This window comes from Pseudooceanicola nitratireducens (assembly GCF_900109195.1).
In the GTDB taxonomy this organism is placed as follows: Bacteria; Pseudomonadota; Alphaproteobacteria; order Rhodobacterales; family Rhodobacteraceae; genus Pseudooceanicola; species Pseudooceanicola nitratireducens.
In genome coordinates, this window is the sequence record NZ_FNZG01000003.1 from 400,162 (window position 1) to 416,653 (window position 16,492).

Sequence of the window (16,492 nt, forward strand, 5' to 3'; positions counted from 1 at the left end):
ACCCCCCTAGGTAATTTACCATTGAAAAAAGTTACACAATTGCCGAGTGAATGATCGACGGAATGCATTTTAAATCTACCCGCCCCTCGCCTGTAAAGGGGCTTTGCAATTTACGATTTTCCCGTAAAGCGTGTACTGCAACCGCAAAGACCGCCCGTCGCGCAGCACGGCATCCATCGCAGGCGCACATCCGGGCGAAACCCGCAAACTGCAAATAATTTTGCTTCACACCCCTAAAAACAGGACGATTTGCAAAACTTTGCAGGACAGAAAGGGGCATTTCTGCAAATATTCCGCGCCAAAGCGCCGCGCCTGCAGCCAAGGTGCTTGCCACGTGCGACCCCGCTATCCTACGACTTTCCCATGTCGGAGGAGGACCGAAACATGGGATACAAAGACGTCTATGCAAAATGGCAAAGCGACCCCGAAGCCTTCTGGATGGAGGCGGCCGAGGCCATCGACTGGGATGTGAAACCCAGCAAGGCTCTCGATGACAGCAAGGCGCCGCTTTACGAATGGTTCACCGACGCCAAGGTGAACACCTGCTACAATGCAGTCGATCGCCATGTGGAACAGGGCCGCGGCGAACAGACGGCCATCATCTACGACAGCCCCATCACCGGCACCAAGCGCTGGATCAGCTACAATGAATTGCGCAATCGTGTCGCCACTCTGGCCGGGGCCCTGCGGGCCAAGGGCGTGGAAAAGGGCGACCGCGTCATCATCTACATGCCGATGATCCCTGAAACGCTCGAGGCGATGCTGGCCTGCGCCCGGATCGGCGCGGTGCATTCGGTGGTCTTCGGCGGCTTTGCCTCGAACGAACTGGCCGTGCGCATCGACGACGCCAAGCCCAAGGCGATCATCGCCGCCTCTTGCGGGTTGGAGCCGGGCCGCGTCGTCCATTACAAGCCGCTCTTGGACGGGGCCATCGACCTGGCCACGCACAAGCCCGACTTCTGCGTCATCTTCCAGCGCGAAAACGAAGTGGCAGAACTGACGCCGGGCCGAGACGTTAACTGGCACGGGTTCCAATACGGGGTCGAACCGGCGGATTGTGTGCCGGTCGAAGGCAACCACCCGGCCTATATCCTGTATACCTCGGGCACCACCGGCCAGCCCAAGGGCGTCATCCGCCCGACCGCCGGGCACCTGGTGGCGCTGAACTGGACGATGAAGAACATCTACAACGTCGATCCCGGCGACGTGTTCTGGGCCGCGTCGGACGTGGGCTGGGTCGTCGGCCACAGCTACATCACCTATGGCCCGCTGGTCCACGGCAACACCACCATCGTCTTCGAGGGCAAACCCGTCGGCACCCCCGACGCCGGCACCTTCTGGCGCGTGATCTCGGAACATAAGGTCAAAAGCTTCTTCACCGCCCCCACGGCCTTCCGCGCAGTCAAACGCGAAGACCCCAAGGGCGAATTCATCAAGAAATACGACCTTTCCTGCCTCAAGACGATCTACCTGGCCGGCGAACGCGCCGACCCGGACACGATCAACTGGGCGCATGAGAAAACCGGCCTGCCGATTATCGACCATTGGTGGCAGACGGAATCCGGCTATCCCATGGTGGCCAACCCCATGGGCATCGAACACCTTCCGGTAAAGGTCGGCTCTCCTTCCGTTGCGATGCCGGGCTATGACGTGCAGATCCTGGACGAGGCCGGCAATCCGATGAAACCCGGTGAGCTTGGAGCCATCGCGATCAAGCTGCCCCTGCCCCCCGGCACCCTGCCCGGCCTTTGGAACGCCGAAGACCGGTTCCGCAAATCCTATCTCACCACCTTCCCCGGCTATTATGAAACCGGCGATGCGGGCATGATCGACGAGGACGGCTATCTGTACATCATGGCGCGCACCGATGACGTCATCAACGTCGCCGGCCACCGCCTGTCCACCGGCGGGATGGAGGAAGTCCTGGCCGCCCACCCCGACGTTGCCGAATGCGCGGTAATCGGCGTGACCGACCAGCTGAAAGGTCAGCTGCCCGTGGGCTTCCTGTGCCTGACCACCGGCGTGAACCGCCCGCACGACGAAATCGTCAGCGAAGCGGTCAAACTGGTGCGTGACCAGATCGGCCCCGTCGCCGCGTTTAAGCTGGCCGTGGTGGTGGACCGTCTGCCCAAGACCCGGTCGGGCAAGATCCTGCGCGCCACGATGGTCAAAATCGCCGACAGCGAGGACTTCAAGATGCCGGCAACGATCGACGACCCGGCCATCCTGGACGAAATCAGGGACGCTCTGAAAACCATCGGCCTGGCGAAGTAAACGGCGCGGTGCGTGCCCGGCACGCACCCACCCGCCTGTCTGAGCGCATGCGGCGTGCCTTTGCGGGCATGTGAGGCTTGCGCCCCGACGGGCCAACGCGGCGTGCCCCTTGGTACTGGCCTGCCGCCCCTTTCAGGTTTTCAAAACGAACCTCCGATTGCAAAAAACCGCCCTCGGCACGTGGAAACACGACACGGCGGCATCAAAAGCGCAATTTTGTAAAACAAATTACCTCGGCCGCGAAAAAATTATCTTTGTATTAACTTTTCCTCGCGATAATTTTGCCTATCAGACCAATTAAAACTGATTCCCAGCCCCGCATCGCTTGCGGATTTCGCCGGCATTTATTGCCTGCCGGCCTCTCTCGCTTTTGACTGGATTGACCATGATTAAATTCCTCGCCGCTGCGGCCTTTGCCGCAACGATCGCTACAGCTGCGTCTGCCGGAACCTATGTTGCCGTGGATTTCGACCGGAACGCAGACCTTTTCCCGCTAACCGACGGCTGGCTGCCCTTCACGCCGGCCCCCGGCACCGACATGACCGGCAACCAGGGCTCCACCGTCCCCTTCGATATCGTCGGCGACGGCAACGACGTCTGGAGCAGCACTGTCGGTGACTATGCCGGCACCAAGACGCTGAATGTGACCACGGACCTGTTCGGCGTGGACAAGATCTATACCCTGATCAACACCTTCTGGGGCAGCAGCATCACAGGCCTGACCTCGATCACCTTCAACGCGACCAATTCCGTCAGCCAGACCTTCGAACTGACCGGCGGTGTGGAAATCCGCGACTTCGCGTCCACCAGCTTCTCGAACACCACGACCAGCCCGAACACCTCGCTCTGGCATCTGAACGACAGCGGCTATTCTGTCGCCCGCCTCGACATGCAGGTCTTCGACCTGGAGGACGCTTTTCTTAGCGAAACGCTGACCAGCATCGTGCTGGAGGATAAAGGTCTGCATTACCAAGCCCTTGGCCAATATGCCCACCGCGCCTTCGTGGCTGGCATCACCGCCGAAATCACCCCGGCGGTTCCGCTGCCCGGTGCTGCGATGCTGTTTCTCGGCGCGCTCGGCTCCCTCGGGGCGGTCCGCAATCGCAGGACGCGCCACAAGGCCTGAACCCGTCGGCATTCAAAAGTCACTTTACAAAGACGCCCCAAAGCAAAACGGGCCAACACAAAACGGGCGGGGAAATCCCCGCCCGTCTTCGTATCGGCACTGAATTCAGCACAGATTCAGTGCTTCGCAATGAAGCTGTCTACTTCCTTCTCGGCCTCTTCCTTGGCATAGCCATAGCGTTCCTGCAGCTTGCCAACCAGCTTCTCGCGGTTGCCTGCGGCCACATCCAGATCATCATTGGTCAGCTTGCCCCACTGGGCCTGTGCCTCACCTTTGATCTGCTTCCAATTGCCTTCGATCTGATCCCAATTCATCACAATATCCTCCGTCAGGTTGCGTTACCTGACAAACCCGCGACGACGGGGAAATGTTCCGCGCTATGATCCAGCTGGCAATAGCCCGCGCAGACCGGCCCGGAATAGCGCAACCAATCAGACGAACTGCTCCTGGATCAGCCGTTCCTCCAATCCGTGGCCCGGATCAAAAAGCAAACGATGCACCACCTTGGGCTCCGACACGATCTCGACCGCGATCACATTAGGCACCGACCGGCTGTCCGCATCCGCCATGACCGGCCGCTTCTCGGGCTCCAGCACGTCGAACCGCACATGAGAGGCCACGGGGATCAGCGCCCCGCGCCAGCGCCGGGGCCGGAAGGGCGCAATCGCCGTCAACGCCAGCACGTCACTGTCGATCGGCAACACGGGCCCGTGGGCCGAATAATTATAGGCCGTGGACCCCGCCGGCGTGGCCACCAGCGCCCCGTCACAGACCAGCTCCTCCATCCGGACCTTGCCATCGACCGAAATCCGCAGCTTGGCCGCCTGGGGTCCGGCGCGCAGCAGCGAGACCTCGTTGATGGCCAGCGCCTGGGTCACCTTGCCGTCGGCCCGCGTCGCCTGCATGGCCAGCGGGTTGATCAGCGCCGTCTCGGCCCCGGCCAGACGCTCCAGCAGATCGTCGTCGTGATATTCGTTCATCAGGAAGCCGACCGTGCCCCGGTTCATCCCGTAGACCGGCGCGCGCAGACCTTGCGTCCGGTGCAGCGTCGACAGCATGAACCCGTCCCCGCCCAGGGCCACGATCACATCCGCATCCGCCTCCGAGACGTGCCCGTAACGCGCCACCAGCGCCTCGCGTGCCTCGCGGGCCCTCGGCCCCCGGCTGGCGACAAAGGCCAGTTTCATGTCCATCCCTCCGGTCCCGCGGCTTTGTTCGGTCCACTCATCCCCTTAGATACCAACCATAAAATGATCCGCGCCACCACCCCTGCCGCAATCAGTCGCCATAGCGTCACTTTCGCCCCTTTTCGCGCGACCAGCTATCCTATAATCAACCCGCCAAATGCACCTGGGAGACGACGCCATGAAAGACATCAAGGACGCAGGCTTTTTCACCGAAGCGCTTGAGACCCGTGACCCCGAAATTTTCGGCGCGATCCGCAACGAACTTGGCCGCCAGCGCGACGAGATCGAGCTGATCGCCTCGGAAAACATCGTATCCGCCGCCGTGCTCGAAGCACAGGGCTCGGTCATGACCAACAAATACGCCGAAGGCTATCCGGGCAAACGCTACTACGGCGGCTGCCAATACGTCGACGTGGCCGAGACCCTGGCCATCGAACGCGCCAAGGAACTTTTCGGCGCGGCCTATGCCAACGTGCAGCCCAACTCGGGCTCCCAGATGAACCAGGCCGTGTTCCTGGCGCTGCTGCAGCCCGGCGACACCTTCATGGGCCTCGACCTGAACTCCGGCGGTCACCTGACCCACGGCTCCCCGGTCAACATGTCCGGCAAATGGTTCAACGTGGTGTCCTACGGCGTGCGCCAGCAGGACGAGCTGCTCGACATGGACGACATCCGCGCCAAGGCGCTGGAGCATAAGCCCAAGCTGATCGTCGCCGGCGGCACCGCCTATTCCCGCGTCTGGGACTGGCAGGCCTTCCGCGACATCGCCGATGAGATCGGCGCCTACCTGATGGTCGACATGGCCCATATCGCGGGCCTTGTCGCAGGCGGCGCACATCCCTCGCCGATCGGCATCGCCGATGTAGTCACCACCACCACCCATAAATCCCTGCGCGGCCCCCGTGGCGGCATGGTCCTGACCAACGACGAAACCATCGCGAAAAAGATCAACTCCGCCGTCTTCCCCGGCCTCCAGGGTGGTCCGCTGATGCATGTCATCGCCGCCAAGGCCGTGGCCTTCGGTGAAGCCCTGCGGCCCGAGTTCAAGGACTACGCCGCCCAGGTCGTCAAGAACGCCCAGGCCATGGCGGATCAGCTGATGAAGGGCGGGATCAACATCGTCTCCGGTGGCACCGACAACCACCTCTGCCTCGCCGACCTGCGCCCCAAAGGCGTCACCGGCAAGGCGGCCGAGGCCGCCCTGGGCCGCGCCCATATCACCTGCAACAAGAACGGCGTGCCCTTTGACCCCGAAACGCCCTTCGTGACCTCCGGGATCCGCCTCGGTGCCCCCGCCGGCACCACCCGCGGCTTCGCCGAGGCCGAGTTCCGCCAGATCGCCGACTGGATCGTCGAAGTGGTCGACGGTCTCGCCGCCAACGGTGCCGACGGCAATGCCGAGGTCGAGGAAAAGGTCAAGGCCGAGGTCTCGGCCCTCTGCGCCAGGTTCCCGCTCTACGCCGACATGTGATCCCACACCGGCACGGCAACACCAAAAGGCCCCGCACCCCGCGGGGCCTTTCCCTTTGCCCTCTTTGGTTTTCCCAAATATCCCCGCCGGAGGCATCCGCCGCCCGCCAAGACCCGCCACGCTCGATCAAGCGCACCACCTAAGCGAGGCGCGCACGTCAGGGCGCGACGAGCAGCCGCAAAACGGTCAGATCCAGCCGCGCCAGCGCGCGAACAGCACCACAAGCGTGAAGAACAGCAGCAGGTTGAACGCAAGCGAGGCCGCGGCCCCGATCACCCAGCCCTTGCGCCGGTCCTTCATGTCGACCGATTTGGCACCATCGATCACGCGGTCCAGCGCCCGGTGCACCCGTGCCCAGTCGACCTGAAGCCGCAGCTGCGGATGCCCCGCCAGCTGCTGCGCCGCCAGAACCTCGCGCCCCGCCTTGCGGGCCCGGCGCGGCAGGCGACGGCCTGCGCGGGCCAGCGCCACCTCGAACCCGGCGGGCTTGCCGCCAAAGGTCTTGCGCAGGGCCGCCTCGGCCTCGTCCAGCCGGGTCTCAAACGTCTCTTCGGTTCTCAAAACGCGTGCCATGCCAATGCCATACCGCCAATCCAATCGCCGGACAATCCTTCCCAACATATCCGCCATGCGCCGCACCAAGGCCTCTGGTCGCCGCCCATCCCCCGCGCTACTGTCGCGCCATGCTGACGACCATTGTCCATGACGGCCCCGAAAAAGACTCCGACGCCCTGCCGCCCCTTGTCATCGCGCATGGGCTCTTCGGCTCGGCCCGCAACTGGGCCGTGATCGCCAAACGGCTCTCCGCCAAGCGCCGGGTCATCGCCGTGGACATGCGCAATCACGGCAACAGCCCGCATTACGACACCCAAAGCTATGCCGACATGGCCGGCGACCTGGCCGAGGTTCTGCAGGCCCATGGCACCCCCGACCTTCTGGGTCATTCCATGGGCGGCAAGGCCGCGATGACCCTTGCGGTGACCCACCCCCAGGCGCTGCGCCGCCTGGTCGTGGCCGACATCGCGCCCGTGGCCTACACCCATACCCAGACCGACAAGATCGACGCGATGGAGGCCGTGGACCTCGCCCCCCTCACCCGCCGGTCAGAGGCGCAGGAAGCCCTGGCCGAACAGGGCATCGACGAAGGCCTTCAGGCCTTCCTGACCCAATCCCTTGATCTCACGGAAAAACGCTGGCGCTTCAACCTGGCCACCCTGCGGCGCGAAATGGACAAGATCGTCGGTTTCCCCGAGCTCACCGGCCAGTTCGACGGCCCGACCCTGTTCCTGACCGGCGGCGACAGCCCCTACGTGCTGCCCGAGCACCGCGCACGGATCAAATCGCTCTTTCCCCGCGCGCGTTTTGCCAAGATCCCCGGCACCGGCCATTGGCTTCACGCGGAAAAGCCCCGCGATTTCGAGGCCACCGTCGACGCTTTCCTCTCGGCTCCAGATCCTTTGGCCGACCGGAGCTGACCGGAACTGACCGGGGCTGCCCCCTCAGGCCATCAGGCGTTTCGTCACCGCATAGGTCACTGGAACGGCCAGAATTCCCCCGATCGCGGCAGCGATCAGGATGGGGCGCAATGTGTCATGCCCCGAGACAAGCGCCACCACGATGCCGGACCCCGCCAGCGTGGTACCGATCAGCGAAAAAAGCATGGATGCCAGACGCAGCATGACCCGTCCTCCGTTTTGGAAACTGCCCGCATAGCCTAGCAAATACGGCGCAATCCCGGATTGATCTGGATCACAGCCGCCTGATCGGACGACGCAGATTTCGAACCATCCGCCAGCGTCCGGCGCGGGGCACGCCCCGCCCCCTGTCAGAACGCCGGAAGCGACGTGCTTACAGCCGGTTCCACCACGCCGCTGCCACCGATCGGGTCCCGAGCGCGGCCCAGTTCTTCGGCCACAAACCCCGATAGGCTATCGGAAATCGACGTCGGGAATTCGACCTGAAGCGCGTCGATTTCGCCATCGACCTGGGCCTCGATCTCGGCCAGGCTCAGCCCCTCGGACGCGATCCGTGCCACAAGCCGCACCAGACGCGCCTGCAAAACGTCCACAGGGATATGCCCAAGCTGGGGATTGTCGACCGTGGCCCGCGCCAGCCGAGAGGACACGACCGCCCTGTCGTCAGCAACCACCGGATCCGCAACCGGATCGCGCCGGGTCATCGACCAGCGCGGTCCCCCCATGTAGACCGCCGCAAACATCGTCTTGGCCACCATGTCCGGGGTGCCGCCAACGCGCAGGGCCTCGTAAAACATGCGGTGCGTCTCTTTCCAGCTACGCGTGTGATAATAGGGCGCGTCCTCATTCCCGACGCCGCAATAGCTGTCGTGGATCGCCGCCGCCTTGGCAAAGGACGGATCGCGCGGCTGCCCGACCACCCGCACCAGCGCCGGCGGGATCGAGGCCCCGTCGGTCAGGATCCCCTGCGGTGCGATCCACAGCCGCCCGCCACGATCCACAAAGCGCAGCTCTTCGGCAAGCGGTTGAAATGGATAGGGTCGGCGCGGCAGATGCACCTCGCCTCGGGACAGGCGCAGCGGGGCATTCAGGAAGGCGCAGATCGGGCTATCGGCGCGCGCGCAATAGCTGTCATCGGGACCAGCCGGGCCTGCACCGGTCTGGGCACAGGCTGCAAGTATCAGGGGAAGCGAAAGACAGATCAGAAAGTTGCGCATCTTCAAAAAGTCGGTTGAAAAGTCGGTATGTGATGCCGCGCAGAATTACCAATTCCCAACAAAGTTCAAGACCTGCCGCCACGCGACCCGGCGGAACTTGCATCAATCGGTGTTCGCCCGGCGATCGATCACCCCGAAAAGGAAAAAGCCCCGCCAAAAGCGGGGCTTTGATCAGACCTGGTACCGGATCTGACGGAGTTAATTGTCCATCTTCAGGGCCGAGATAAAGGCCTCTTGCGGGATGTCGACCTTGCCGAACTGGCGCATCTTCTTCTTGCCCGCCTTCTGCTTGTCCAGAAGCTTCCGCTTCCGGGTGGCGTCGCCGCCATAGCACTTGGCGGTCACGTCCTTGCGCAGCGCGGCCAGGGTTTCCCGCGCGATCACCTTGCCGCCGATGGCCGCCTGGATCGGGATCTTGAACATGTGGCGCGGGATCAGATCCTTCAGCTTCTCGCACATGGCCCGGCCGCGCATCTCGGCGCGGTCGCGGTGCACCATGATCGACAGCGCATCCACCGGTTCGTCGTTCACCAGAATCGACATCTTCACCAGATTGTCCTGGCGATAGCCCATCATCTGATAATCGAAAGAGGCATAGCCCTTGGTCACCGATTTCAGACGGTCATAGAAGTCAAAGACCACCTCGTTCAGGGGCAGGTCATAGACCACCATGGCCCGCGCGCCGGCATAGGTCAGGTCTTCCTGGATGCCGCGGCGATCCTGGCACAGCTTCAGCACGTCGCCCAGGTATTCGTCGGGCACCATGATGGTGGCCTTGATCCGGGGTTCCTCCAGGTGGTCCACATGGGTCAGGTCGGGCATATCGGCGGGGTTGTGCAGTTCAACCATGGTGCCGTCGCGCATGTAGACATGATAGATCACCGACGGGGCCGTGGTAATCAGCTCGATGTCGTACTCACGCTCGATCCGGTCGCGGATCACCTCAAGGTGCAACAGCCCAAGGAAACCGCAGCGGAAGCCGAAGCCAAGCGCGGCCGAGGTCTCCATCTCGTAGCTGAACGAGGCATCGTTCAGCGCCAGTTTCTCGATCGCGTCGCGCAGGTCTTCGAATTCGGCCGAATCCACTGGGAAAAGGCCACAGAACACCACCGGGACCGAGGGTTTGAAGCCCGGCAAGGGCGTCTCGCAGCCCTTCTTCTCGGTCGTGATCGTATCGCCGACCTTGGTGTCGCGGACCTGTTTGATCTGCGCGGTCAGGAACCCGATCTCGCCCGGTCCCAATTCGTCCACGGTCTGCATCGCGGGGCGGAAGACACCGATCCGGTCCACCGGATAGCGCGCGCCGGTCTGCATCATCTTGATCTGGTCGCCCTTCTTCAGGACGCCATCCATGATCCGCACCAGAACGACAACGCCCAGATAGGCGTCATACCAGCTGTCCACCAGCATCGCCTTCAGCGGCGCGTTGCGGTCCCCCTTGGGCGCGGGCAGCCGGGCGACGATGGCCTCTAGCGTGTCCTCGATCCCCAGGCCCGACTTGGCGGACACAAGCAGCGCATCCGAGGCATCGATGCCGATCACATCCTCGATCTGCTCCTTCACCCGTTCGGGTTCCGACGCGGGCAGGTCGATCTTGTTCAGCACCGGCACGATGTCATGATCCGCGTCGATCGCCTGATAGACGTTGGCCAGCGTCTGCGCCTCGACCCCTTGGGTGCTGTCCACCACCAGCAGCGATCCTTCGACCGCGCGCATGGACCGCGACACCTCATAGGCGAAATCGACGTGGCCGGGGGTGTCGATCAGGTTCAGCACGTAGACCTCGCCATCCTTGGCGCGGTATTCGATGCGGACCGTGTTCGCCTTGATGGTGATGCCGCGTTCCCGTTCGATATCCATCGCATCGAGAAGCTGTGCCTTCATCTCGCGTTCGGACACGGTGTTGGTCGATTGAATCAGACGGTCGGCCAGGGTGGATTTCCCGTGGTCGATATGGGCAACGATCGAGAAGTTGCGGATATGATCTAGGTCGGTCATGGGCCGGTCAGATAGCAGAGGATTGAAAGGCGTGGAAGATGGCATGAACACGCGCAGCCCCCTGCTCTGACGATTTCGTGAAGGGTCGGCGGAATTCGCCGCACTACCATTCCGCAACGTCACAGAATTTACGCCCTGCCCGAGGATCGACAGCCCGATCCGCCGGCAGCCACAAGGGGGGAGACCTGCCCATGCTTTCACGACGTTCCATCCTTCTGACCGGGGCCGCGGCCACCGGCAGCCTGCTGATCCGGCCCTATGCCGCCATGGCCGAAAGCCACGCCGCCAAGACCATGGCCGGCGAAATGACCGGCGATGTCTACAAATCCCGCAGCGGTGAGGTGGTGATCCACCCCGTCGCCCATGCCTCTTTCGTGATGGAGACGCCCGCAGGCACCTTCTATGTCGATCCCGTAGGTGGCGCGGACGCCTATGACGGCATGCCGATGCCCGATTTCATCCTGATCACCCATCACCACGGCGACCACTACGACCCCGACACGCTGTCCGGTCTGTGGCACGACAACCTGGCCATGATCACCAACCCCGAGGTCTTCGAGAAACTGCCCGAAGAGATGAAGGCCAAGACCCGGTCCCTGTCGAACGGCGACCAGGGCGAGGCCCGCGGCCTGCCGATTCAGGCGATCCCGGCCTACAACACGACCCAGGACCGTCTGAACTATCACCCGCAGGGCCGCGACAACGGCTATGTCCTGTCGGTGGACGGCCTGCGGATCTACATCGCCGGCGATACCGAAGACATCCCCGAGATGCGCGCCCTGACCGACATTGACATCGCCTTCGTGCCCTTCAACCTGCCCTACACCATGACCGAGGATCAGGCCGCCAGCGCCGTTGCCGAATTCGGCCCCAAGGTGGTCTATCCCTACCACTACCGCGACAGCGACCCCGAGCTGTTCGCCAAACTTCTGGCCGAGGCGAACGACACCCCGCAGGTCGTCATGGGCCCCTGGTACGGCAGCACCACGTGACGTCCTTCCCTTCACCGCAAACCAGAAGCGCCGGGCCAGTCCCCGGCGCTTTTTTCATGCCTTCGCCTGTCCGCCCCCCCTGCCCCCGCAGGTCTGCCCGGAGGATAGGCAAACCCTTGCGCATCGCCGCCACACCCCCCTGTGGAAAAGTTGAAAAACGCCGAAAAATGCGCCATGGTCCGGCCAGCCGGATCAGGATCAATCGCGCCTGACCCGGCGGACCGTAGTGAACCGAACCAACGGCCCGGAGCAGCAAAGCACTCTCCGGCACGGGACAAAGGCAGTAGAATGCGCATTATCCTGACGGCGGCCGGTGCCGCCCTTATCCTATCCTCGATCCCGGCCCAGGCAGGCCCGATCACCCGCGCCTGCATGGCGTCGGACAGCAAGAACCGCAACAGCGCGGTCTGCGGCTGCATCCAGCAGGCCGCCAACCTGACGCTGGACCAGTCGGACCAGAAGCTGGCCGCCCAGATCTTCCGCAAGCCGCAGATGGCACAGGACATCCGCATGTCCTCGAACGCGCGGCACGAACAATTCTGGCTGCGTTACAAGGCCTTCGGGGCCGTGGCCTCGGAAACCTGTTCCTGATCTGATCCGTCTTTGACACGGCCCTGCCCGGTAGCGCCTCCGCGCACCGGGTTTTCGGCGTTTTCGCTATATCAGCTGAATATGTCAGCTTGCCAGGTCGTCCAGCAGCCCCAGCGCGCAGGCCTCGATCAGCTGCAGTGCCCCGTCGAAATCGCGGGTGTAATAGGGATCCGGCACCTTGTCGGCCCCCATTTCGGGCGCGTATTCGGTGAACAGCCGCGCGGGCACCTTTGCCCCCTTAGGCCGCTGCGCCTCAACATCCGCCAGGTTCTGCGCGTCCATGCAAAGGATCAGGTCGAACCGCGCGAAATCCGCACTGGAAAACTGCCGCGCCCGCAGGTCCGCAAGGTCATACCCCCGGTCGCGCGCCGCCTGTTCCATAAGGCCATAGGGGGCCTCTCCGACGTGCCAGCCGCCGGTGCCGCAGCTGTCCAGATCAAGCGCCATTCCCCGGTTCAGCGCCATCTGGCGCACCACCCCTTCGGCGGCCGGGGACCTGCAGATATTTCCAAGGCAGACAAAGAGGATGCGGGCGTCATGTGTCATGCGCTAGGCTTAGCCCAGCCAGACCGCAGATCGCAATCCCGAGAGGCCCGAGAGGTTCACCCATGGAAAACATCGTCATTCTGACCGGCGCGGGCATTTCCGCCGAAAGCGGCATGGGTACCTTCCGCGGCGCGGGCGGCCTGTGGGAAAACCGGCGGGTCGAGGATGTCGCCACGCCAGAAGGATTCGCCCGTGATCCGGCCCTGGTCCACGCCTTCTACAACGCCCGCCGCCAGCGGGCCGCCCAGGTCGCCCCCAATGCCGCACATATGGCCATCGCCCGGCTGCAGCGCGACTATCCTGGCACAGTCACCCTGATCACCCAGAATGTTGATGCCTTGCATGAAAAGGGCGGATCGGGGGACGTGATTCACATGCATGGCGAACTGGCGGGCGCGCTTTGCGCCGCCTGCGACCACCGCTGGACCGCCCCAGACGAGATGCAGCCGGGCCATCCCTGCCCCGCCTGCGCCGCCCCCGCCGCGCGCCCCGATGTGGTCTGGTTCGGCGAAATGCCCTATCACATGGAGAGGATCCTGGACGCCCTGTCGCAGGCCACGCTTTTTGCCGCGATCGGCACCAGCGGACAGGTCTACCCCGCCGCCGGATTCGTGCAGGAGGCCTATACCGCCGGGGCCCATACGGTCGAAATCAACCTGGAGCCCTCGGCTGTGGTCTCGGACTTCGCCGAGACCCGCTTCGGCCCCGCCACCCAGACAGTCCCCGCCTGGGTGGAGGAACTGCTGACCCGCTAGCCTTTTCGGACCAGTCTGCGCGGGCCAGTCGTTCCGGGTCAGTCTGCGCGGATCATTCGGTGTGGGTCATCTTGCCGTGGTCCATGCTGCCATGGTCCATCTTGCCGTGATCCATCCCATGATCCATAGCGTCCTGACGCTCCAGATCGACGGTCACGTCCACGGTGATTTCGCCTGCCTTTTCAAAGACAAGCACCAGCGGGAAAGTCATGCCCTGCTCAAACGGGCCAGTCAGCCCCATGAACATCACGTGATCCCCGCCGCGCTTCAACATATGCACGCTACCCGCCGCGACCGGAAACCCGTCCTCGACCTCGCGCATCTTCATGACGCCGTCGCCCGCGTCGATATGGGTGTGCAGCTCGACCCGCTTGGCCACATCGGCCCGGGCCGCGATCAGGCGGTCATCCTCGGGGCCGGAGTTGGCGATATGCAGGAAGGCCGCCCCCGCCATGGCCATCGGGCCAGAGGATCGTGCATAGGCGTCATGCACCTCGATCTCGGCCAGGGCGGCGGTGGTGAAGGCAAGGGTGGAAAGCCCGGCAAGGGCGATGGAACGCATCAACATGGCGTTGTCCTTTGATCTGAAGTGGAAAAACCGGTTTCAGATCCGCACCGGCGGCCCCCGCGCCACACGCTCGACCAGCGCCTGCCGCGCCGCGCCCACGACCGGTGCCACATATCCCTGCGGCACCACCGTCAACGCCACCGGCCCCGCCGTCACATCCGGCAGATCCAGCGCAAGAATCAGCGACAGCGCAAACTCCGGGCAATAGACCGGATCGCCCAGGGGCTGCCCCTCGGCATCCACATAGACCATCACCGGCCCGCTGCCCGTGCACAGCTCCATCCGGCCCGCCGGGCCCGGTGCCCCATGCGCCACGGCCGCCGCCTGCCCGGTCAGGACAACCAGAAGGCTCAGCACAAGCGACAGGACATGGCGATGCAGCAAGGTCATACCCATCCGCTATCCCGCCCCGCCGGCAATGTCACGGCGACAAAAAGAAACAGCCCCGCATCCCATAGGGGTGCGAGGCTGCCTCAAAGCATAGGATCGTCAGATCAGGCGGTTGCCTGGCTCTTTTCGATTTCTTTCTTGACCTTCAGCGCGTTGGCCGACAGCTCGCTGTCTTTTGCCTTGGCCAGGAACTTGTCCAGGCCACCGCGGTGGTCCACGGTGCGCAGGGCGGCTGCGGAAATGCGCAGCTTGATGTTGCGGCCCAGTGCTTCGGAACGCAGGGACACGTCGTTCAGGTTCGGAAGAAACCGACGACGGGTCTTGTTGTTTGCATGGCTGACGTTGTTGCCAGTCATGGGGCCTTTGCCGGTCAGTTCGCAGCGGCGCGACATGGGGTCACTCCTCGTGTCTCTGTCGGGCGAACGGTCGCGCCCATCTTCGGTAAAACAAACGGGCACCGCCAAAGGCCGTGCCCCGAATTCAGTTCGCGCCTGATACGCCCCTTCCCCCCCCTCGTCAAGCCCCGTCCCTCGGATTCTCCACTCCCTTTCCCCCAAGATGTGGATCCCCCTGCCAAAGCCTGTGCCTCCACCAAGGCTTCCCCTCGCCCGCAGGCACCAGAACGCCCCTGGCACGCCCTGCCCGCTGACCTTCACCTGCATCCTTCCAGGACCAACCCAGCCCCTTCAGGCATTAACCTTAACCCTCGTTAACCCTAACCCCCATTGACCTTAACGCGCGCGCCCCCTCCCGAGGTCCGCGCCCCCCAGATCCCAATCACCTGCTCAAAATACTCCCGCCGGAGGCAACCCCGGCCAGCCGCCCGCACACCCCTCAGGACTTCAGCGCCGCCAGCATCTCCTCGGCCGCCGCCGTGGCGGTCATCTCGCCCGCCGCCACCGCGTCGCCCAATTCCGCCATGCGCGCCCGCGCCCCTGATTCCATCAGCCGCGCCAACAACCCATTGCGCACGTCCTCGCCGAACCAATACCGCGCCTGGTCGGCCCGCCGGGCATCGAAGAACCCGTTCTCGCGCCGCCAGTCCGACAGCGCCTGCATCTCGTCCCAGGCCCCCTCAAGCCCGGTTTCCTCCACCGCCGAGACGGTCATCGCCTTGGGAAAGCCCTCCGGATCCTGCGGCCGCTTGCGCAGCAGCCGCAGCGCGCCGGCATAATCCGCGCAGGTCCGTGTAGCGGTGGACTTCAGCTCTCCGTCCGCCTTGTTCACCAGGATCATGTCGGCCATCTCCATGATGCCGCGCTTGACCCCCTGAAGCTCATCGCCCCCCGCCGGGGCCAGCAGCAACAGGAACAGATCGGTCATTTCCGACACCATCGTCTCGGACTGGCCGACGCCCACGGTTTCCACCAGCACCACGTCGAACCCTGCCGCCTCGCACAGCGCCACCGCTTCCCGCGACCGTCGGGCAACCCCGCCCAGCTGGCTCTGCGACGGCGAGGGCCGGATAAAGGCCAGCGGTTCGCGCGACAGCCGCTCCATCCGGGTCTTGTCGCCCAGGATCGATCCCCCCGACCGGGCCGAGGACGGATCCACCGCCAGAACCGCCACCCGCAGCCCGCGCGCCGTCAGCATCATGCCGAAGGCCTCGATAAAGGTGGATTTCCCCACCCCCGGCGTGCCCGACAGCCCGATGCGCAGCGCCCGGCGGTCCCCTTTGCGCGCCAGCGTCTCAAGCAGCGCCACGGCATCCGCCCGATGATCAGCCCGGCCGCTTTCCACCAGCGTGATGGCCCGGGCCAGGCTTCTGCGGTCCCCTGCGGCGATCTTTTCGGCCAGCGCGTCTATATCCATGTCGTCCCGTCCTTGCCCTGTCGGCCCCGATCCGCGCGGGCCCTGCGCGGTTATGCAACGCCACCCGCGGCGCAGCAACCCGCGCGCCCT

Annotated in this window: 19 protein-coding genes; 7 read left to right on the plus strand and 12 right to left on the minus strand. The window is 63.9% G+C overall.

Going from position 1 to position 16,492, the window contains the following annotated elements:
* Positions 1-31: 31 nt before the first annotated feature.
* Positions 32-334, minus strand: a complete 303-nt coding sequence (locus BMX99_RS19725) for a hypothetical protein (protein ID WP_139216905.1) — start codon at positions 332-334, stop codon at positions 32-34.
* A 50-nt stretch (positions 335-384) separates the two neighbouring features.
* On the opposite strand from BMX99_RS19725, the gene prpE reads away from it, so the two are divergent.
* Both prpE and BMX99_RS12575 read left to right on the plus strand, forming a co-directional pair.
* Positions 385-2,274 carry a propionate-CoA ligase PrpE gene (gene prpE, locus BMX99_RS12570; RefSeq protein ID WP_093452279.1) on the plus strand — a complete coding sequence of 630 codons (1,890 nt, stop codon included), beginning with the start codon at positions 385-387 and terminating at the stop codon, positions 2,272-2,274.
* Positions 2,275-2,659: 385 nt separating this feature from the next.
* Entirely contained in the window at positions 2,660-3,400 is a 741-nt protein-coding gene (locus BMX99_RS12575; RefSeq protein WP_139199518.1) for a VPLPA-CTERM sorting domain-containing protein, read from the plus strand.
* Between the two features lie 116 nt (positions 3,401-3,516).
* Here the strand turns inward: BMX99_RS12575 and BMX99_RS12580 are convergent, their stop codons facing one another.
* Both BMX99_RS12580 and BMX99_RS12585 read right to left on the minus strand, forming a co-directional pair.
* A complete protein-coding gene (locus tag BMX99_RS12580) occupies positions 3,517-3,714 on the minus strand; it encodes a CsbD family protein (RefSeq protein WP_093452283.1) in 198 nt (65 codons plus the stop codon).
* 117 nt (positions 3,715-3,831) lie between these two features.
* Positions 3,832-4,593: an NAD kinase gene (locus BMX99_RS12585; protein WP_093452285.1), complete on the minus strand. Its 762-nt coding sequence runs from the start codon at positions 4,591-4,593 to the stop codon at positions 3,832-3,834.
* A 172-nt stretch (positions 4,594-4,765) separates the two neighbouring features.
* Here BMX99_RS12585 and glyA point away from each other — a divergent pair, with 172 nt between their 5' ends.
* Positions 4,766-6,058, plus strand: coding sequence for a serine hydroxymethyltransferase (gene glyA / locus BMX99_RS12590; protein WP_093453297.1), 1,293 nt, complete (start codon positions 4,766-4,768; stop codon positions 6,056-6,058).
* 186 nt (positions 6,059-6,244) lie between these two features.
* Here the strand turns inward: glyA and BMX99_RS12595 are convergent, their stop codons facing one another.
* The gene (locus BMX99_RS12595; RefSeq protein WP_139199520.1) at positions 6,245-6,631 is read right to left on the minus strand and encodes a hypothetical protein; all 387 of its coding nucleotides are present in this window, start codon (positions 6,629-6,631) and stop codon (positions 6,245-6,247) included.
* 110 nt (positions 6,632-6,741) lie between these two features.
* Here BMX99_RS12595 and BMX99_RS12600 point away from each other — a divergent pair, with 110 nt between their 5' ends.
* Positions 6,742-7,533, plus strand: a complete 792-nt coding sequence (locus BMX99_RS12600; RefSeq protein ID WP_093452289.1) for an alpha/beta fold hydrolase — start codon at positions 6,742-6,744, stop codon at positions 7,531-7,533.
* 24 nt (positions 7,534-7,557) lie between these two features.
* Here BMX99_RS12600 and BMX99_RS12605 read toward each other — a convergent pair whose 3' ends face one another.
* From BMX99_RS12605 to lepA, 3 genes are all read right to left on the minus strand, one after another.
* Positions 7,558-7,737 carry a CTP synthetase gene (locus tag BMX99_RS12605; RefSeq protein WP_093452291.1) on the minus strand — a complete coding sequence of 60 codons (180 nt, stop codon included), beginning with the start codon at positions 7,735-7,737 and terminating at the stop codon, positions 7,558-7,560.
* Positions 7,738-7,883: 146 nt separating this feature from the next.
* Positions 7,884-8,750, minus strand: coding sequence for a DUF1353 domain-containing protein (locus BMX99_RS12610; RefSeq protein WP_093452293.1), 867 nt, complete (start codon positions 8,748-8,750; stop codon positions 7,884-7,886).
* 198 nt (positions 8,751-8,948) lie between these two features.
* A complete protein-coding gene (lepA, locus tag BMX99_RS12615) occupies positions 8,949-10,748 on the minus strand; it encodes a translation elongation factor 4 (protein WP_093452295.1) in 1,800 nt (599 codons plus the stop codon).
* Positions 10,749-10,939: 191 nt separating this feature from the next.
* Between lepA and BMX99_RS12620 the strand changes: the two genes are divergently transcribed.
* A complete protein-coding gene (locus tag BMX99_RS12620) occupies positions 10,940-11,740 on the plus strand; it encodes an MBL fold metallo-hydrolase (protein ID WP_093452298.1) in 801 nt (266 codons plus the stop codon).
* Between the two features lie 288 nt (positions 11,741-12,028).
* On the plus strand, positions 12,029-12,331 hold the full coding sequence (locus tag BMX99_RS12625; protein WP_093452300.1) for a hypothetical protein: 303 nt from the start codon (positions 12,029-12,031) through the stop codon (positions 12,329-12,331).
* Between the two features lie 84 nt (positions 12,332-12,415).
* Here BMX99_RS12625 and BMX99_RS12630 read toward each other — a convergent pair whose 3' ends face one another.
* On the minus strand, positions 12,416-12,877 hold the full coding sequence (locus BMX99_RS12630; protein ID WP_093452302.1) for a low molecular weight protein-tyrosine-phosphatase: 462 nt from the start codon (positions 12,875-12,877) through the stop codon (positions 12,416-12,418).
* A 62-nt stretch (positions 12,878-12,939) separates the two neighbouring features.
* Here BMX99_RS12630 and BMX99_RS12635 point away from each other — a divergent pair, with 62 nt between their 5' ends.
* Positions 12,940-13,632 carry an NAD-dependent deacylase gene (locus BMX99_RS12635; protein ID WP_093452304.1) on the plus strand — a complete coding sequence of 231 codons (693 nt, stop codon included), beginning with the start codon at positions 12,940-12,942 and terminating at the stop codon, positions 13,630-13,632.
* A 52-nt stretch (positions 13,633-13,684) separates the two neighbouring features.
* Here the strand turns inward: BMX99_RS12635 and BMX99_RS12640 are convergent, their stop codons facing one another.
* The 4 genes from BMX99_RS12640 to meaB all read right to left on the minus strand — a co-directional run bounded on the left by BMX99_RS12640 (position 13,685) and on the right by meaB (position 16,402).
* Positions 13,685-14,200: a copper chaperone PCu(A)C gene (locus BMX99_RS12640; protein ID WP_093452306.1), complete on the minus strand. Its 516-nt coding sequence runs from the start codon at positions 14,198-14,200 to the stop codon at positions 13,685-13,687.
* A 36-nt stretch (positions 14,201-14,236) separates the two neighbouring features.
* Positions 14,237-14,596 carry a hypothetical protein gene (locus BMX99_RS12645; RefSeq protein WP_139199521.1) on the minus strand — a complete coding sequence of 120 codons (360 nt, stop codon included), beginning with the start codon at positions 14,594-14,596 and terminating at the stop codon, positions 14,237-14,239.
* Positions 14,597-14,694: 98 nt separating this feature from the next.
* Positions 14,695-14,982 (minus strand): 50S ribosomal protein L28, encoded by a 288-nt coding sequence (rpmB, locus tag BMX99_RS12650; protein ID WP_093452311.1) that lies wholly within the window; start codon positions 14,980-14,982, stop codon positions 14,695-14,697.
* A 442-nt stretch (positions 14,983-15,424) separates the two neighbouring features.
* A complete protein-coding gene (gene meaB / locus BMX99_RS12655) occupies positions 15,425-16,402 on the minus strand; it encodes a methylmalonyl Co-A mutase-associated GTPase MeaB (protein ID WP_093452313.1) in 978 nt (325 codons plus the stop codon).
* Positions 16,403-16,492 lie beyond the last annotated feature (90 nt).

What these genes read in the sequence shown, in the direction of transcription:
- prpE (WP_093452279.1), top strand. Translation starts at nt 385, where the DNA reads ATGGGATACAAAGACGTCTATGCAAAATGGCAAAGCGACCCCGAAGCC.
- BMX99_RS12575 (WP_139199518.1), top strand. Translation starts at nt 2,660, where the DNA reads ATGATTAAATTCCTCGCCGCTGCGGCCTTTGCCGCAACGATCGCTACA.
- BMX99_RS12580 (WP_093452283.1), bottom strand. Translation starts at nt 3,714, where the DNA reads ATGAATTGGGATCAGATCGAAGGCAATTGGAAGCAGATCAAAGGTGAG.
- BMX99_RS12585 (WP_093452285.1), bottom strand. Translation starts at nt 4,593, where the DNA reads ATGGACATGAAACTGGCCTTTGTCGCCAGCCGGGGGCCGAGGGCCCGC.
- glyA (WP_093453297.1), top strand. Translation starts at nt 4,766, where the DNA reads ATGAAAGACATCAAGGACGCAGGCTTTTTCACCGAAGCGCTTGAGACC.
- BMX99_RS12595 (WP_139199520.1), bottom strand. Translation starts at nt 6,631, where the DNA reads ATGGCACGCGTTTTGAGAACCGAAGAGACGTTTGAGACCCGGCTGGAC.
- BMX99_RS12600 (WP_093452289.1), top strand. Translation starts at nt 6,742, where the DNA reads ATGCTGACGACCATTGTCCATGACGGCCCCGAAAAAGACTCCGACGCC.
- BMX99_RS12605 (WP_093452291.1), bottom strand. Translation starts at nt 7,737, where the DNA reads ATGCTGCGTCTGGCATCCATGCTTTTTTCGCTGATCGGTACCACGCTG.
- BMX99_RS12610 (WP_093452293.1), bottom strand. Translation starts at nt 8,750, where the DNA reads ATGCGCAACTTTCTGATCTGTCTTTCGCTTCCCCTGATACTTGCAGCC.
- lepA (WP_093452295.1), bottom strand. Translation starts at nt 10,748, where the DNA reads ATGACCGACCTAGATCATATCCGCAACTTCTCGATCGTTGCCCATATC.
- BMX99_RS12620 (WP_093452298.1), top strand. Translation starts at nt 10,940, where the DNA reads ATGCTTTCACGACGTTCCATCCTTCTGACCGGGGCCGCGGCCACCGGC.
- BMX99_RS12625 (WP_093452300.1), top strand. Translation starts at nt 12,029, where the DNA reads ATGCGCATTATCCTGACGGCGGCCGGTGCCGCCCTTATCCTATCCTCG.
- BMX99_RS12630 (WP_093452302.1), bottom strand. Translation starts at nt 12,877, where the DNA reads ATGACACATGACGCCCGCATCCTCTTTGTCTGCCTTGGAAATATCTGC.
- BMX99_RS12635 (WP_093452304.1), top strand. Translation starts at nt 12,940, where the DNA reads ATGGAAAACATCGTCATTCTGACCGGCGCGGGCATTTCCGCCGAAAGC.
- BMX99_RS12640 (WP_093452306.1), bottom strand. Translation starts at nt 14,200, where the DNA reads ATGTTGATGCGTTCCATCGCCCTTGCCGGGCTTTCCACCCTTGCCTTC.
- BMX99_RS12645 (WP_139199521.1), bottom strand. Translation starts at nt 14,596, where the DNA reads ATGGGTATGACCTTGCTGCATCGCCATGTCCTGTCGCTTGTGCTGAGC.
- rpmB (WP_093452311.1), bottom strand. Translation starts at nt 14,982, where the DNA reads ATGTCGCGCCGCTGCGAACTGACCGGCAAAGGCCCCATGACTGGCAAC.
- meaB (WP_093452313.1), bottom strand. Translation starts at nt 16,402, where the DNA reads ATGGATATAGACGCGCTGGCCGAAAAGATCGCCGCAGGGGACCGCAGA.